The organism is Streptomyces noursei, from assembly GCF_001646665.1.
Classification (GTDB): domain Bacteria; phylum Actinomycetota; class Actinomycetes; order Streptomycetales; family Streptomycetaceae; genus Streptomyces; species Streptomyces lavendulocolor.
In genome coordinates this window covers 133,092-149,122 of record NZ_LWBU01000035.1, presented here as the reverse complement: position 1 = coordinate 149,122, position 16,031 = coordinate 133,092, and the positions used below count along the sequence as shown (strand labels likewise).

The 16,031-nt window shown below is 71.8% G+C and carries 12 protein-coding genes; 5 read left to right on the top strand and 7 right to left on the bottom strand.

What is annotated here, in order from left to right; translation table 11 throughout:
• The first annotated feature begins 33 nt into the window (after nt 1–33).
• Entirely contained in the window at nt 34–888 is an 855-nt protein-coding gene (locus tag A4V12_RS03995) for an RNA polymerase sigma factor SigF (RefSeq protein ID WP_064067768.1), read from the top strand.
• Between the two features lie 69 nt (nt 889–957).
• Nucleotides 958–1,923: a YihY/virulence factor BrkB family protein gene (locus A4V12_RS03990; protein WP_064067767.1), complete on the top strand. Its 966-nt coding sequence runs from the start codon at nt 958–960 to the stop codon at nt 1,921–1,923.
• A gap of 38 nt (nt 1,924–1,961) precedes the next feature.
• On the opposite strand, the gene A4V12_RS03985 is transcribed toward A4V12_RS03990, so the two are convergent.
• From A4V12_RS03985 to A4V12_RS03975, 3 genes are all read right to left on the bottom strand, one after another.
• Nucleotides 1,962–2,474 carry a MarR family winged helix-turn-helix transcriptional regulator gene (locus A4V12_RS03985; RefSeq protein WP_064067825.1) on the bottom strand — a complete coding sequence of 171 codons (513 nt, stop codon included), beginning with the start codon at nt 2,472–2,474 and terminating at the stop codon, nt 1,962–1,964.
• 180 nt (nt 2,475–2,654) lie between these two features.
• Nucleotides 2,655–5,258 carry a GAF domain-containing SpoIIE family protein phosphatase gene (locus A4V12_RS03980; protein ID WP_064067766.1) on the bottom strand — a complete coding sequence of 868 codons (2,604 nt, stop codon included), beginning with the start codon at nt 5,256–5,258 and terminating at the stop codon, nt 2,655–2,657.
• 80 nt (nt 5,259–5,338) lie between these two features.
• Nucleotides 5,339–9,919 (bottom strand): HAMP domain-containing protein, encoded by a 4,581-nt coding sequence (locus A4V12_RS03975; protein ID WP_107415307.1) that lies wholly within the window; start codon nt 9,917–9,919, stop codon nt 5,339–5,341.
• Nucleotides 9,920–10,265: 346 nt separating this feature from the next.
• On the opposite strand from A4V12_RS03975, the gene A4V12_RS03970 reads away from it, so the two are divergent.
• Entirely contained in the window at nt 10,266–10,616 is a 351-nt protein-coding gene (locus A4V12_RS03970; protein ID WP_064067765.1) for a hypothetical protein, read from the top strand.
• Here the strand turns inward: A4V12_RS03970 and A4V12_RS03965 are convergent.
• A complete protein-coding gene (locus A4V12_RS03965; protein WP_079136796.1) occupies nt 10,522–11,088 on the bottom strand; it encodes a MarR family winged helix-turn-helix transcriptional regulator in 567 nt (188 codons plus the stop codon). The genes A4V12_RS03970 and A4V12_RS03965 overlap by 95 nt on opposite strands.
• A gap of 137 nt (nt 11,089–11,225) precedes the next feature.
• On the opposite strand from A4V12_RS03965, the gene A4V12_RS03960 reads away from it, so the two are divergent.
• Entirely contained in the window at nt 11,226–12,392 is a 1,167-nt protein-coding gene (locus tag A4V12_RS03960) for a PP2C family protein-serine/threonine phosphatase (protein ID WP_064067763.1), read from the top strand.
• An 18-nt stretch (nt 12,393–12,410) separates the two neighbouring features.
• Here A4V12_RS03960 and A4V12_RS03955 read toward each other — a convergent pair whose 3' ends face one another.
• Entirely contained in the window at nt 12,411–12,848 is a 438-nt protein-coding gene (locus A4V12_RS03955) for an ATP-binding protein (protein ID WP_079136789.1), read from the bottom strand.
• 253 nt (nt 12,849–13,101) lie between these two features.
• On the opposite strand from A4V12_RS03955, the gene A4V12_RS03950 reads away from it, so the two are divergent.
• A complete protein-coding gene (locus A4V12_RS03950) occupies nt 13,102–13,293 on the top strand; it encodes a hypothetical protein (RefSeq protein WP_064067762.1) in 192 nt (63 codons plus the stop codon).
• Nucleotides 13,294–13,319: 26 nt separating this feature from the next.
• Here the strand turns inward: A4V12_RS03950 and A4V12_RS03945 are convergent, their stop codons facing one another.
• Nucleotides 13,320–13,982 (bottom strand): DUF5825 family protein, encoded by a 663-nt coding sequence (locus A4V12_RS03945; protein ID WP_064067761.1) that lies wholly within the window; start codon nt 13,980–13,982, stop codon nt 13,320–13,322.
• A gap of 31 nt (nt 13,983–14,013) precedes the next feature.
• A complete protein-coding gene (locus A4V12_RS03940) occupies nt 14,014–15,930 on the bottom strand; it encodes a RiPP maturation radical SAM C-methyltransferase (protein ID WP_064067760.1) in 1,917 nt (638 codons plus the stop codon).
• Between the last annotated feature and the right edge of the window lie 101 nt (nt 15,931–16,031).

Below are 16,031 nucleotides of genomic sequence, written 5' to 3'. Positions count from 1 at the left end.
GAGATGTGTACGCACATGGGAGGGGACAGGGCGATGACGACTGCTGTGGCCACGGAGGCGGAGACCGGGACCCGGACCGGAGTCACGGACCTTCCGGAGGTGAACGCCCCGGAGAGTCTCGCCCCCAAGGACGCGCGTGCCCTGTCGAGATTGTTCTTCGACAAGCTGGCCGTCCTGGAGGAGGGCACCCCGGAGCACCAGTACGCCCGGAACACCCTCATCGAGATGAACATGTCGCTCGTCCGCTACGCCGCCGGCCGGTTCCGCGGCCGCGGCGACCAGATGGAGGACATCGTCCAGGTCGGCATGATCGGCCTGATCAAGGCCATCGACCGGTTCGAGCTCTCCCGCGAGGTCGAGTTCCCGACGTTCGCCGTGCCGTACATCGTCGGCGAGATCAAGCGCTTCTTCCGCGACACCTCGTGGGCCGTCCACGTGCCGCGACGCCTCCAGGAGGCGCGCGTCGAGCTGGCGAAGGCGACCGAGGAACTGAGCACCCGGCTCGGCCGCGCTCCCAAGGTCAGCGAACTCGCCACCCTGATGAGCCTCTCCGAGGACGAGGTCATCGAGGCCCGCCTGGCCTCCAACGGCTACAACTCCACCTCCCTCGACGCCGCGATCACCAACGCCGACGACGACGAGACCGCGCTGGCCGACTTCCTGGGCGCCGAGGACCCGGGCATGGAACTCGTCGAGAACTTCCAGTCCCTCGCCCCCCTCATCGGCCGGCTCGACGACCGTGACCGCCGCATCCTGCACCTCCGCTTCGTCGAGGAGCTGACCCAGGCGGAGATCGGCGAGCAGCTCGGCGTCTCCCAGATGCACGTCTCGCGGCTGCTCACCCGCATGCTGGCGCGGCTGCGCGAGGGCATGCTCGCCACCGACTGAGGCGCGTCGCGGGCCGGCACCCCACCGGTGCCGGCCCGCCCGTGCGACGGAGGCCAGCGGAAGGGCGCCATGGGAACGGCCGTACACGTACCACAGACCCGGGACATGCTCGGCGAGGAGCTCTCGGGCGACGAGGCGTTCACCGCCCTGCGCCGCTACGGCGGCCGCAAACTGCTCGTCGACTCCTTCACCCGCTTCCGGTACGCGGACGGGTTCAGCTTCGCCCGGAGCCTCGGGTACCAGGTGGTCCTCGGCATAGTGCCGTTCACCATCGCCCTCGTCGGCATCACCACCACCATGCACACCGAGGGCTTCGGGCGGGCCATCGAGTCGGCACTGTCCCGGATCGTGCCCGGCATCAGCGGGAACGTGGTGCGCCAGGTGCTCGCCGACACCCGGCGCAGCGCCGGCGGCGACCTGGCCGGCGCCGTGGCCATGTGGCTGGGCCTGGGCTTCGCGGTCGTCAACCTGGCGTCGGCGATGGGCCAGATCGAGCGCGGCTGCAACCGGATCTACGGCATCGAGCGCGACCGCCCCTTCCTCGTGAAGTACGGCAGGGGAGTGGTCCTCGCCCTGTGCGCGGGACTCCCGCTCGGCGGCGGGTTCCTCGCCATCGTCGCCGGGGAGGAGATCGGCCGGGCCGTGGTCGGCGAACTGCACTGGCCGGCCTCGCTGATCACCTGGTGGGACCGGATCCACCTGCCCGTCGGGATCGTCCTCGCGGCGCTGGCGTCGGCCGTCATCTTCCGCTGGGCCCCGCGCCGCGACCAGCCGGGGTACACCTGGCTCATCTTCGGATCGGGTGTCCACCTGACGCTCTGGGTCGGCGCGACCGGACTGCTGGCCCTCTACATCAACGGCAGCGGCTCGTTCGGCGCCGTGTACGGGCCCCTGAGCGCGTTCGTCGCCCTGCTGCTGTGGGCGAACGTCACCGGCGCCGCGCTGTTCCTGGGCATCGCGTTCGCCGCCCAGCTCGAAGCGGCCCGGGCGGGTGCCACGGAGCCCGTCCACCCGGACCCCGGGCCCGGGAGCTGACGGAGGCGGCGGCGGAGGCGGAGGACGACGGGGCGCGGTCAGGCGGTCTCGGCGGAGCTCTTCCCCGCACCGTCCGGCTCGGCGGCGGCGCTCACCTCGACCGCACGGCGGAAGCCGCTCAGGCCCGCGGCGAGCGCGGCGCGCTGGGCGGGCGGCATCGCGTCGATGACCTCGACGAGCGCGGTCTCCCGCCGGGCGCGCAGGTCCTCGAGGTACTTGCGGCCGCGGGAGGAGAGCCGCAGGTCGAGCTCCCGGCGGCTGGCGGTGCTCGGGGAGCGTTCCACGTAGCCGAGCGCGTCGAGACGGTCGCACATCCGGCTGACGGACGACGGCGCCATGCCCAGCTCGTCGCCGAGGGTGCGCAGATTGATGGGCCGGTCGCGGTCGAGGATGTAGAGCACGCGCAGCTGCGAGGACGACACCGGCGCCGGTGACGTCAGGTCGCGGCCCTTGTTCCAGAGCACTTCGAGCAGCTCTATCACCTCGCGGGCGGCATGCGCGGCGGCGCTCCGGTCGGCACCCGCGGGCGTCCCCACACGTGCGTCATTCATCGTGAGACCCTGCAACGGCCTGGTACGGCGCTGAGACACGGGCCCTCCTCGACACTGCTGACCAACAACTTCATACCGTCGACCTCCCCGCCGCGGGCGGGGACGTCACGAGCACCGGGCCACCCTATGCCCATGCCCGTACGGCTCCGCGCGGCCGCACGGGCCGCGCGGAGCCGTCCGTCATCCCACGCGGACACCGATGAGACAGGTGTCGTCGTCGGTGTCCGACTTGCTGTGCGTGAGCAGACCGTCGAGCCGCTGCTCGAGCGTGGCGGTCGGAATACGGGCGTTGGTGAGCAGCTGCGCCAGGGAGTCCTGGACCGACTCGTCGCGGCGCTCCACCAGGCCGTCCGTATACATCAACAGAGTGTCGCCCGGAGCCATCTGCAGCTCCTCCTCCTCGTAGGAGGTCTCCGACACCGCGCCCAGCAGGATGCCGCTGACGGTGCGGAGCGTGGTCGCCTTCTGACCGCGGATCAGCACGGGCGGCAGGTGGCCCGCCCGCGCCCACCGGAGGGTGCCCTTCTCCGGGTCGTACAGGCCGCAGACGGCCGTGGCCGTGACGGGCTCGGTCAGGTAGTGCGCCACCAGGTTCAGCCAGGACAGCAACTGGCCCGGGCCCGCGCCGGTGACCGCCAGCCCGCGCATCGCGTTGCGCAGCACCACCATGCTCGTCGCGGCCTCGATGCCGTGTCCGGCCACGTCGCCCACGCACAGCAGGACCTGCTTGGACGGCAGGACGACGGCGTCGTACCAGTCGCCGCCCACCATGGACTCCGACTCCGCCGGCCGGTACCGCACGGCGATCTGCAACCCCGGGCTGTCCAGCGGCGCCTGGGTCGGCGGCATGATCGCGTGCTGCAGCTGGAGGGTCATCCGGTTGCGCTCGGCGGCCTGCTGCTCGGTCTGGGCGAGCTGGTCGCGGGTCGCCGCCAGCGCCACCTCGGTCCAGTGCTGCGCCGAGATGTCCTGGTACGCGCCGCGCACCGCGAGCAGCCGCTGGTCGGCGTCGAGCACCGGCTCGGCGATGACGCGGATGTGGCGGGTGACGCCGTCGGAGCGCTGCAGCCGGAACGCGGCCGACGCCGCCCGCCGGTGGTGCAGCACCGAGCGGAGGAAGCGGCCGATGGCCACGGCGTCGTCCGGGTGCGCGTGGGCGGCAAGCTCCTCCAGGGGCACGGGCCGTTCGGTGTACGCGCGGCCGTAGAGGTCGTACAGCTGGTCGTTCCAGACGATCTGGCCCGTGGCGACGTTCTCCTCGAAGCCGCCGATCCTGCCGAGGCGCTGGGCGTGCTGGAGGAGGTTCGCCAGGCGCGCCGCCTCGTCCTCGACGCGCCAGATGAGCAGCACGCTGCTGCCGTGCCGGCTGACGCTGATGTCGGCCACGGCGTCGAGCGGCACCTGGTCGACCAGGGCGGTCAGGGTCATGCGCCGGGAGCGGAACGGTTCGCCGGTCGCGTAGACGCGCTCGATCTTCTCGAACAGCTCGCTGACCCCCATCGCCATGGGATAGGCCTCCAGCAGCAGCGCCCCGTTCACGGCGCTGCGCGGCCGGCCGGCCGGGTCGACGAAGTGGCTGTTGACGTGGTGGATGCGGAAGTCGGCGAGCCGGCCGTCGGGCCCCAGGAACGGGGTGAGGACCAGCGCCGGGTCGTACAGGCCCTCCGCCAGGTCGACCAGCTCGGACAGGTCCGGTGTGGTCGCCAGGGCGTCCGCCGAGGGGGAGAGGGCGGAACCCGGCCGGCCCTCCAGGGTGTGGGCGCACAGCTCGGCCAGCGCCTCGATCTGCCGCTCGATCTGCGGCGGCTGGGGCTCCAGGGGCCCGGGCCAGCAGATCTCCAGGATGCCGTGCACGCGGCCCCCGGTGCCCGCGGGGACGGCGACCCGGCCGCCGCCCGGGTGGAGGGCCCAGCCGATGGAGGGCAGCCCCAGCGTGGACTGCGACGTCGCCCGCACGGCCTGCCGTTCGGTCAGCGCCTGACGGGCCAGGGTGGACACGCCCGGCGGTACGTAGCGCCAGCGGACGGCCTCGTCGGCGGGGAATCCGGCGTGCCCGGCGAGCGTCAGCGACGCGTCGGAACCCGCCGTCCACACGGCGACGGCGACGGCCCCCAGCGGGGTCAGGGCGTGCTCGAAGAGGGACTCGGCGACCGCCTGGGTGTCTCCCGCCGCCGCCAGCGCGCCGCTCTCGGCCGTGCGCAGGCGCACGCCGACCGACGCGCCGTCCGCGGTGTCGTCGTCCCCGGCGGCGGGTTCCTCGCCCGCGGCCCGGCGGACGAAGCCGGTGGCGACCTCGGTGACGTGGTCCCGCGCCGCCTGGTTGACGATGTCCGCCGCCAGTTCCAGCTGCGAGACGCCCGACTCGTCGGCGAGCGCGGCCAGTTGCTGGGCGGCCACCGTGGGGCCGCACCGCAGCCGCTCGATCAGGACGCCCTTGGCCAGCTCGATCAGCGCGCGACCGTCGGCGGCGGCCTGCGCGGCCCGGATCTCGCTGCGCAGCCGCTCCACGGTCGCGGCCAGCCGGCCGACCCCGGTCGTCTCCGGCGAGGAGGACGACGAGGCCGCCGCCACCGCCCCGTCGGCGTCGTCACCGGCCGGGAGCAGGGCGCCGTCGGCCGGCTCCCGCCCGGCGGGGACGGCCACGGCGGACCCCGGCGCGCCGGTGGGGGCCACCGGGTCCGCGGCCGCGTCGGCGGCTCCGGACAGGGACCCGGACACGGCGGCCCCGGGCGTCGGCGCCCCGCCCTCCTGGGCGGGCGGCCCGAGATCTTCCGGAGTGCTCATTGTGGTGCTGACTCCTCGTTCGGAGGCGGACGGCTGGGACTCGTGAGGAGCCGCGGGCCGGGCGGGCCCGCGGGCGGGCCTCACGCGGGCAGCCAGCGCCCGATGCAGGCGATGAGGTCGTTGGCGTCCACCGGCTTGGTGACGTAGTCGCTCGCCCCCGACGCCAGGCTCTTCTCCCGGTCGCCCGGCATGGCCTTCGCCGTCACCGCGATGATCGGCAGCTGGGCGTAGGCCGGGTCCTCCCTGATCGCGGAGGTCGCGGCGTAACCGTCCATCTCGGGCATCATCACGTCCATCAGGATCAGGTCGATCTCCGGGTGCTCGCGCAGCGCCTCGATCCCCTTGCGCCCGTCCTCGGCGTGCAGGACCTCGATGCCGTGGAGCTCCAGGATGCCACTGATGGCGTACAGGTTGCGGGCGTCGTCGTCCACCACCAGCACGGTACGCCCGGAAAGGGTGCCGTCGACGGGCTGGGAGGACTGCTGGCGCGATTCCTCGGCACGCACCAGCGGCAGCACGTCACCCGGCTCCTCGGCCGACAAGTGCAGGGCGATCCGCTCGCGCAGCTCGTCCAGGCTGGAGATCAGCTCCAGCGGGCGGGTCGTCGAACGGGACTGCAGGTTCTCCTCCTGCGCCCGCTCCAGCCGCCGGCTGTTGTGCGCCAGGACCGGCACGGTCGTCACCGCCGCGTCCCCGTCCATGGCGTCCAGGAACTGCAGCGCCGCGTCCTTGGGCATGTCCAGCTCCAGCACGACGCAGTGGAACGGCCCCGCCGCCAGGCTCTCGGCCGCCTCCTGCGCGCCCACCGCCGTGATGACCTCGATGTCCGCCGTACGCTTCGGCAGATCGCCGTTGCCGGACAGATCGGCCACCGCGCTCTCGGCGACCAGCGACAGCAGGCCTCTGCTGCGTTCCTCGACGACCAGCAGCCGCCGCTTCTGCCGGGGCGCCGGCGCGGGCCGGGCCGCCGGGCCGCTGCCCGCCGCGGGGTCGAGGGCGTGGTCCAGCGCGGTCCGCGACGGACCGACCGGCACGGTGCCGACCTCCCAGTCGGCCCGGGTCACCGGCAGGTAGAGCGTGAACGTGCTGCCGCGGCCCTGGGTGCTCTCGGCGGTGACCGCACCGCCGAGCAGGTGGGCGATCTCCCGGCTGATCGACAGGCCCAGGCCGGTGCCGCCGTACTTGCGGCTGGTGGTGCCGTCGGCCTGCTGGAAGGCGCCGAAGATGGCCTCCAGGTGCTGCTCGGGGATCCCGATGCCGGTGTCCTTCACGCGGAAGGCCACGACCGGCCAGCCCCGGTGCACCGAGGGCGGCAGCTCGTTCTCCACGGCCATCTCGATGCGCAGCTCGACGCTGCCCCGTTCGGTGAACTTGACGGCGTTGGACAGCAGGTTGCGCAGGACCTGCCGCAGTCGCGAGTCGTCGGTCAGCACGTCGGTGGCGACGCCCGGGGCGGTGCTGATGGTGAAGTCGAGGTTCTTCTGCGTGGTCATCGGCCGGAAGGTGGCCTCGACGTAGTCGAGGAGCTGCTGGAGCGCCACGACCTCCGGGTTGATGTCCATCTTGCCGGCCTCGACCTTGGACAGGTCGAGGATGTCGTTGATGAGCTGGAGCAGGTCGGACCCGGCCGAGTGGATGATGCCCGCGTACTCGACCTGCTTCGGGGTCAGGTTGCGGGTGGGGTTCTGCGCCAGCAGCTGGGCGAGGATGAGCAGGCTGTTCAGCGGGGTGCGCAGCTCGTGGCTCATGTTGGCCAGGAACTCCGACTTGTACTTCGAGGCGAGCGACAACTGCTGTGCGCGCGTCTCCAGTTCCTGCCGTGCCTGCTCGATCTCCAGGTTCTTCGTCTCGATGTCGCGGTTCTGGGCGGCCAGCAGCGCGGCCTTCTCCTCCAGCTCCGCGTTGGAACGCTGCAGCTCGTCCTGCTGCACCTGGAGCTCCTCGGAACGCGCCTGGAGCTCCGCCGTCAGCCGCTGCGACTCGTCGAGCAGCTCGTCGGTACGGGCGTTGGCGACGATCGTGTTCACGTTGACGCCCAGCGTCTCCATCAGCTGCTCCAGGAAGTCCCGGTGCACGGCGGTGAACGACGTGAACGACGCCAGTTCGATCACGCCGAGGATCTGGTCCTCGACGACGATCGGCAGCACGATCAGGCTGGCCGGGGCGGCCTCGCCGAGCCCGGAGGAGATGCTGACGTAGTCCCCGGGAAGCTGCTCGACGGCGATCGTCCGCCGGCTGCGGGCGGCCTGTCCGACCAGGGACTCACCCAGCTTGAAGCGGGCGTGGTCGATGAAGTCGGAGGGACGGCCGTACGAGCCGACCAGCGTCAGCTCGGTACCGCTCCCGGACTCCTCGGCCAGGTAGAAGGCGCCGTACTGGGCCGACACCAGCGGCGTCAGTTCGTCCATCACCAGCTCCGCGACCACGGCCAGGTCCCGGTGGCCCTGCATCAGGCTGGAGATGCGGGCGAGGTTCGACTTGAGCCAGTCCTGCTCCTGGTTGGCCATGGTCGTCTCACGCAGGGACTCCACCATGGAGTTGATGTTGTCCTTGAGCTCGGCGACCTCGCCGGAGGCGTCGACGGTGATGGAGCGGGTGAGGTCGCCCTCGGCCACCGCGCTGGCGACCTCGGCGATGGCCCGGACCTGCCGGGTCAGGTTGCCCGCGAGTTCGTTGACGTTCTCGGTCAGGCGCTTCCACGTGCCCGACACGCCCTCGACCTCGGCCTGTCCGCCGAGGCGTCCCTCGCTGCCCACTTCCCGGGCCACGCGGGTGACCTCGGCGGCGAACGCGGAGAGCTGGTCGACCATCGTGTTGATGGTCGTCTTCAGCTCCAGGATCTCGCCGCGGGCGTCGACGTCGATCTTCTTCGACAGGTCGCCGTTGGCGACGGCGGTGGTGACGAGGGCGATGTTGCGCACCTGGTTCGTCAGGTTGTTCGCCATCGAGTTGACGTTGTCGGTGAGGTCCTTCCAGGTGCCCGCCACGTTGGGGACGCGCGCCTGGCCGCCGAGCATGCCCTCGGTGCCGACCTCGCGGGCGACGCGGGTGACCTCGTCGGCGAAGGCGGAGAGGGTGTCGACCATCGTGTTGATCACGCCGGCGAGCGCGGCGACCTCGCCCTTCGCCTCGACCGTGATCTTCTGCGACAGGTCGCCGCGGGCCACCGCGGTGGCCACCTGGGCGATGGAACGCACCTGTCCCGTCAGGTTGGAGGCCATGACATTGACGTTGTCGGTGAGGTCCTTCCAGGTGCCGGACACGCCCCGGACGGTCGCCTGGCCGCCGAGGTTGCCCTCGGTGCCGACCTCGCGGGCGACGCGGGTGACCTCGTCCGCGAACGCGGAGAGCTGGTCGACCATCGTGTTGATGGTCTCCTTCAGCTCCAGGATCTCGCCCCGCGCGTCGACGCGGATCTTCTGCGACAGGTCGCCCTGGGCGACGGCGGTGGTCACCTCGGCGATGGACCGCACCTGTGCCGTCAGGTTGTCGGCCATGACGTTCACCGACTCGGTGAGGTCCTTCCACGTGCCCGAGACGCCCTTGACGTCGGCCTGACCGCCCAGCCGGCCCTCGGTGCCGACCTCGCGGGCGACGCGGGTGACCTCGTCCGCGAATGCGGAGAGCTGGTCGACCATGGTGTTGATGGTGTTCTTGAGCTCCAGGATCTCGCCCCGGGCCGTGACCGTGATCTTCTGCGAGAGGTCGCCCTTGGCCACTGCCGTGGCGACCTGGGCGATGGACCGTACCTGGGCCGTCAGATTGCCGGCCATGAAGTTCACCGAGTCCGTGAGGTCCCGCCAGGTGCCGGAGACCCCCTTCACATCCGCCTGGCCGCCGAGGATTCCCTCGGTGCCCACTTCTCTCGCCATACGTGTGACCTCGTCGGCGAACGAGGACAGCTGGTCGACCATCGTGTTGATGGTGTTCTTGAGCTCCAGGATCTCGCCGCGCGCGTTCACGGTGATCTTCTGCGAGAGGTCGCCCTTGGCCACGGCGGTCGTGACCTGCGCGATGTTACGGACCTGGTCGGTCAGGTTGCCGGCCATGAAGTTCACCGAGTCCGTCAGGTCGCGCCAGACGCCACCGACCCCCGGCACCTCGGCCTGACCGCCCAGCCGGCCCTCGCTGCCGACCTCACGGGCGACGCGGGTGACCTCGTCCGCGAACGCGGAGAGCTGGTCGACCATGGTGTTGACGGTGTCCTTCAGCTCCAGGATCTCGCCCCGGGCGTCCACGTCGATCTTCTGCGAGAGATCGCCCTTGGCCACCGCGGTGGCCACCTGCGCGATGTCACGGACCTGCGTGGTCAGGTTGCCGGCCATGGCGTTCACCGAGTCGGTGAGGTCGGCCCAGGTGCCCGAAACCCCGGGGACCACGGCCTGGCCGCCGAGCGTGCCCTCGGTGCCGACCTCGCGGGCGACACGGGTCACCTCGGAGGTGAACAGCGACAGCTGGTCCACCATGCCGTTGAAGACGGTGGCGATCTCACCGATCAGCCCGTCTTCCTCGTCAGGGAGCCTGGTGCCGAAATCCCCGTCACGGACGGCCGTCAGGCCGGCCAGCAACTGCCGGAGCTCGGACTCGCCCACCTTGCCGCCCCCGCGAGAGGGCCGTGACCGCGGCACGGCACGCGCACCTTCGACCGCCGTCTCAGCCATGACCAACCTCGTTCCGCTCAGATGCCGCGACGAAAAGACCGAACAGACGCACGCCCGGAGGACCGGGTGGCCCCATGCCATTCTTTCGACACTTAAACCATTGCCGTACGACAAATACGCCGCAGGCTAACTCACGCGGCATCAGGAGGGCAATTGCACCCAACGCGCACCCCGCGCCGGCCGTGGCCGGATCGTGCCCTCCCACCCGCCCGCGAGCGCCGTACGACGGCCGCCGTGCCGGGACCACCACCATGCATGAGCGGGCGATGCCCGGGAACAAGCGCGGCCAGGAAAGCAACCCTACTGATGAGGTCCCCCCGGGGGGGGACCGGACCGAGGATGCCTCATGGCCGGAAATCTGTGGGAGTACCCGTCCGTCGTCGACCGGATCGACGAAGCCCAGCTCGTGGGCTACGACGTCGAGGCGACCGACGGCCGCATCGGCAAGGTCGACGAGCACACCGTCGAGGCCGGGTCCGCCCACCTCGTGGTGGACACCGGACCGTGGATCCTCGGCAGGCGCGTACTGCTGCCGGCCGGCACCGTGACGGAGATCGACCTCGAGACGTTCACGGTCCGGGTGGACCGCACGCGCGACGAGATCAAGAACGCTCCCGAGTACCGGCCGGACGAGCACCGGGGAGACCCGGACTACCGCCGGCGGATCGGTGGCTACTACGGCGGCCCCGCCATCTGAGGCACTCCTCCTCCGCCGCGCTCGCTTCCACGGCCCGGCGGAAGCCGCCGAGGCCCGCGGCGAGTGCGGCGCGTTGTGCGGGCGGCATGGCGTCGATAACGTCGAGGAGTGCGGCCTCGCGCCGGGCACGCAGATCCTCCAGGTGTTCGCGGCCGCGGGCGGACAGGCGCAGCTCCCGTTCCCTGCGGCCGGCGGTGCCGGCGGGGCGTTCGATGTACCCGAGCGCGTCGAGCCGGTCGCACATCCGGCTGGCGGAGGAGGGCGCCGATCCCAGCTCCTCACCGAGAGCGCGCAGGTTGACGGGCCGGTCACGGTCGAGGATGTAGAGCACCCGGAGCTGCGAGGACGACACCGGGGCCGGTGAGGTCAGCTCACGGCCCGTGTTCCAGAGCACTTCGAGCAGTTCGATCACCTCGCGGGCGGCGGGCGCGGCGGCGTCCCGGCCGGGCCCCGCGCACGTCTCGTCACCCATGGTGTCCACTGTGACACCCGGTACCCGTCCTGTCAGTGACGGCGACGGAGGAAAAAAGGGGAGGCACCCCCCGGTCCTCCCCCCGCCCCCTCTCCCCCTTCTCCTCCGAACCGAACCGACCAGGTGGTGAGTGATCGATGGACAGATTCCTGGCCGTGGAGCGCGCAGTGCGCGACGCCCCGCCCCACGCCCTCCTCGAAGCGGTGCGGGACGTGCTCGCCGGCCACTACACGGCCGTCTCCGCCGACCTGCTCATGGCCGACTACGCGATGACCACGCTCCAGCCCGTCAGCGCCCTCCCGTACACCACCGAGCCCGTCCCGGTGCACGGCAGCGCCCCCGGACGGGCTTTCGGGTCCCAGCAGCCGCACGTCGAGAAGCACACCCCGGGCACCGACGTCACCGCCCACTTCCCCGTCAGCGTCCGGGGCGACCGCATTGGCGTCCTCTCCGTGCGCCTGCCCGGCGACCGCTCCACCCGGCGGGTCCGTGAGGAGCTGCAGGCCGTCGCCCAGCTCCTCGGCCGGGAGATCGTCGTCGCCGAGCGTGAGACCGACCTGTACCTCCAGGCCCGCAGGACCGGCAGGCTGACCCTGGCCGCCGAGATGCAGTGGCAGCTGCTGCCCGGCTTCTCCACCTCGCGCCCCGAATACGAGATCGGCGCACAGCTCGAACCGGCCTACGCGATCCACGGCGACAACTACGACTGGTCGTCCTCCGCCGACCACCTCACGCTGACCGTCACCAACGGCATGGGGGAGGGCGTCGAGGCCGCCCTGCTGACCAGCCTGGCGATCAACGCGCTGCGCAACGCCCGCCGGGCCGGCCTGTCGCTCGCCGACCAGGCGTGCCTCGCCGATCAGGCCGTCCACGGCCACTACCACGGGGTGTCGCACCTCTCCGTCCTCCTGCTGCGGTTCGCCCTCGCGACCGGGGAGGTCGAGGTGGTGGACGCCGGGTCGCCGAGGATGTGGCGCCTGAGGCACGGCCGGGCGGAACCCGTCGGCTTCGAGGCCCAGCTCCCGCTCGGCATGTTCGAGGACACCCTGTACACGGCCCAGCGCTTCCGGGTGGAGCCCGGTGACCGCCTGTTCTTCCTCAGCGACGGTGTGTACGACGTGGCGTCCCCGGCCGGTGAGCCCTACGGCGAGAAGGCGCTCAGCCGGGCGATGACCGCGACCCGGCTCCTGCCGCCCTCCCAGGTCCCGCACGCGGTGCTGCGGGAGCTCGCCGGACACCGCGGGGACGCGGACGTGGACGACGACGCCCTGGTCGTCTGCCTCGACTGGCGCGGCCGCCAGTAGCCCCGCGGGCCGGCCGGCTCACCAGGGCAGGAACACGTGCACCTCCTTGCCGTCGGGCTGGGTCAGCACGTTGACCGTGCCGAGGGCCTGGACGATGTGCCACCCCAGCCCTCCGGGCTTCCCGGCCCTCCTGGAGGGCACCGGTTTCGGCGGTGCCGGATTGGTGTCCCGCACCATCACGTGCACCCCGTCGAAGGTGCGGCGCGCCCGCAGCGTGAACGGGCCGGGGGCGTACTGGATGGCGTTGGCCGCCAGTTCCGTCACCACCAGCAGGATGTCGTCCCTGCTGTCGGCCTCCGCCGGTGGATCGCAGGCCGCGACGGTGTCGAGGAACAGCCCCGCGGCCAGCCGTGCGTCCGTGACGTTGCCGAGATCACCGTCGAAGTGCGCGTTCAGGCCTTCGGCGACCTCTCCCTGAATTCCGTTCCAGTCGTCCTTGAGCGGTCCCGAGACCATGCTCGACCTCCCACCTGTCCGTCTGGCGTGAATTGTCCGCCTTCCCGGTCGCCGGTCGTCTACTCGCACCGGCTGCCCGTCTCACGCGACTGGCAGATGGCCCGCCCTCTCCGCCACCGTCCCGGACCCCGCGGTACCGGGTCCCTTTCGGCTCCGGAGGCGGACGGGCGCGCACCGGCATGCTTCCGGGTCGACGTCACGGGTATCCGCGCAGGCAGCCAGTCAATCGACCGATTTTCCCGGAGCGGAGCCCATGGACGTCGCCCGTGCCCTTCCCACGCTGACCCTCGCCGCGGCCTTCCTCGTGCTGGCCGTCATCGTCGCCCGCCTCAGCGCGGCGGGTGACGCGCGCGGGAGCGGCACGGCCGGGCCCCGGCCGGCCGCACGGCGCGGGGGCGCCCCCGCACCGGGCCGGCCGTACCCGCGGGGACGGCAGCCGGTGTGAGGGCGCCCACGCGCTCACCGTACGGATCAGATCGTCATCGACTCCTGAAGCCACCGGCTGATCCGGTACGGCAGCCACCAGGCGAGCGGGCCGACGTCGAGGACCAGGTCCTCGCCACGGAAGTCGTCCAGGACGGCCCGCGGCACCTCGCCCGCCGGCGCCCCGTACGCCAGGGCCTCGATGGCCCGCGCGTACTCCGGCTCGTCGGCGGTGAAGCGGCGCAGCTCGCCCCAGCGCCGGTCGCGGATCTGTACGAATCCGGGGCCCTTGCGCCACAGGCACTTGCACAGGTAGTGGCCGCGCCGCCACTCGCGCAGCGCCTCGCCGGCCCCGGCCGGCCCCTCGATGCGCCGGGGCGGCTGGAGGTGGCTGAGGACCCGCCAGCGCTCGCCCGCCCCGGGGTCGAGGCGCAGGTCCCACTCGACCAGCACGGCCCGGGCGGTCAGGTCGCGCACCAGCCCCAGTGCGTCCACGGCGATGGCGGCCCGGGCGGCGTCCGGGGTGCCCGAGAGGTCGACGGTGCCCGGCAGCCGCACGCGGCGGGCGCCGAGCTGCCACAGCCGCTCGCTCTCGCCTTCCGGCGGGCCGGGCAGGGCGAGTTCGCCGAGGAACATCCCGGGCAGCTCGCAGGCTTCGGGGTCGTAGTCCCGCCAGGCCAGGACGGCGGACGGACCGACGGCGGTGCTCATGGGCGGTGTTCCTCCTCGGATCGCGGTCGGGTCATACGCGGGCGGGTTCGGCGGGCGTGCCGGCCGACGCGTACGTGTGGCGCATGAAGTCCAGCCGCAGCAGGTCCTCGTTGACGGCGGCGGGGGCGATGTGGACGTACTGCCCGCCGTCGGTGAAGACCAGCCCGAGGGCCAGCCAGGTGTCGAGGAGCCGCTGGACACCGGCCTCGTCGGGCGCGGCCGTGCCGGGCGCCTTGCGCGCGGCCTTCCTGGTGAGGGCGGCGGGGGTGTGCGGCTGGTCGAGGAGCCGGAAGACGGCCCGCTCGAACGGGTCGGTGAGCTCCATCGTCCGCCAGTCGAAGGCACGCCGCCGGGAGACCAGGACGATCCGGTCGCCCAGGTCGGCGTGGGTGAGCCGGGCGTCGGCGTGGTGCTTCTTCCAGGCGGCGAGCGCGTCGTTGAGCGCGGTGACGGTGGGCTCGCCGATGCCGCGGGGCGGCGCCTCGAAGACGTACGCCAGGTCGTACAGCTCCTCCTCCGGCAGGTCGTAGGTGAAGCGGTAGTGCTCCTCCGGGCGCAGGCCGGTGAAACCGAGTTCGGGACGCTCGAAGTAGGGGCTGAAGCGCTCGATCGCGATCCGCGCGGACAGGTCGACCGGCGGGTCGAGGTGTTCCAGCGCCGGGATCTGGCCGATCACCGGTTCGTAGTCCCGCGCGGTCTCGCCGGGGAAGCCGTGGAGGTAGTTCCAGGCGACGGACAGGCCCGTCTCCGCGCCGTCCCGGAGCATCCGGACGTTCTGGCAGCCGCTGACGCCCTTGTCCATCAGGTCCAGCACCCGGTGGTTCAGCGACTCGATGCCGGGCTGAACGTAGATCATGCCCGCCTCGGCGAGCGTCCGGAGCTGCGGGCGGCGCATGTTGGCCTTGATCTCGATGTGCAGCCGCAGGTCGTACTCGCTCTCGATGATCCTGGGCAGGACGGTTGTCAGGTACCCCATGTCGAGGATGTTGTCGACGACGTACATGTCCAGGACCCGGTGGCGGCGGGCCAGTTCCATGATCTCGTCGTAGAAGGTGTCCGGGCTCTTGGAACGGAACTGCATGAACGAGCCGTTGAGGCCGCAGAAGGTGCAGTGGTGCTTCTCGCCCCACCAGCAGCCGCGGGCGCCCTCGACCACCAGCTTGGGCTCGACCCAGTTGCGGGCGACGGAGGCGGCCAGCCGCTCGAAGTAGCCGCTGTAGTCGGGCGGCAGGATCGCGGCCGGCGGGAGCGGGCGGGTGGCCATGGGATTGGCGCGGCTCTCCCCGTCCGGGCCGCGGTGGCACAGCCCCGGCACCTCCGAGAGGGCGGAGCCCGCGGCCAGAGCGGTGAGCAGCTGCGGGAACGCGGCCTCGCCCTCCCCGCGGACGACGTGGTCGACGAAGGGGAAGTTGCGGTGCACGGCGGCACCCTGGGCGCCGTCGCAGTTGGCCCCGCCCATGACGGTGACGATGTGCGGGGCGAGCTGCTTGACCCGGCGGGCGGCCGCGAGCGCCGCGGTGTTCTGCTGGAAGGTGGAGGTGAACCCGACGACGTCGGGCGCGTACTCCACGATCCGGGCGGCGATCTCGTCGACGAACTCGGGAACCACCCGGTGCAGCGCGCGGGTCATGGCCATGCGCGACTTCTTGAGTTTCCCGCGCATCACCGCGGTGAACTCCTCCTCGCGCCAGTGGGGATCGTCGTAGAGGGCGGAGGAGAAGACCCAGTCGCCGCAGCCCATGAAATAGGACGACAGGGCGTAGTACTCGTAGTCGTCGCCGCTGAATTCGGTACGGGCGGTGATCCAGTCGGTGAATTCGAGATTGGCGTGCAGAACCTCGGCCTCGGCACCGGGCACGCGCTCGTCCACGCTCCGTTTGAGTATTCCCAGCGCGAGGGACGGAAGGTCGATGGGCGACCAGGGCATGTTGACCAGCAGGACACGCATGTCGGCTCCTCGGGAATGGGGACCGGCCGGCCCGGCGGTGCACCGCCGGGCCGGCCGGCGGGGGTCAGTCCTCTTCCGCGTCCTCGGCGTTGCGGAACGGG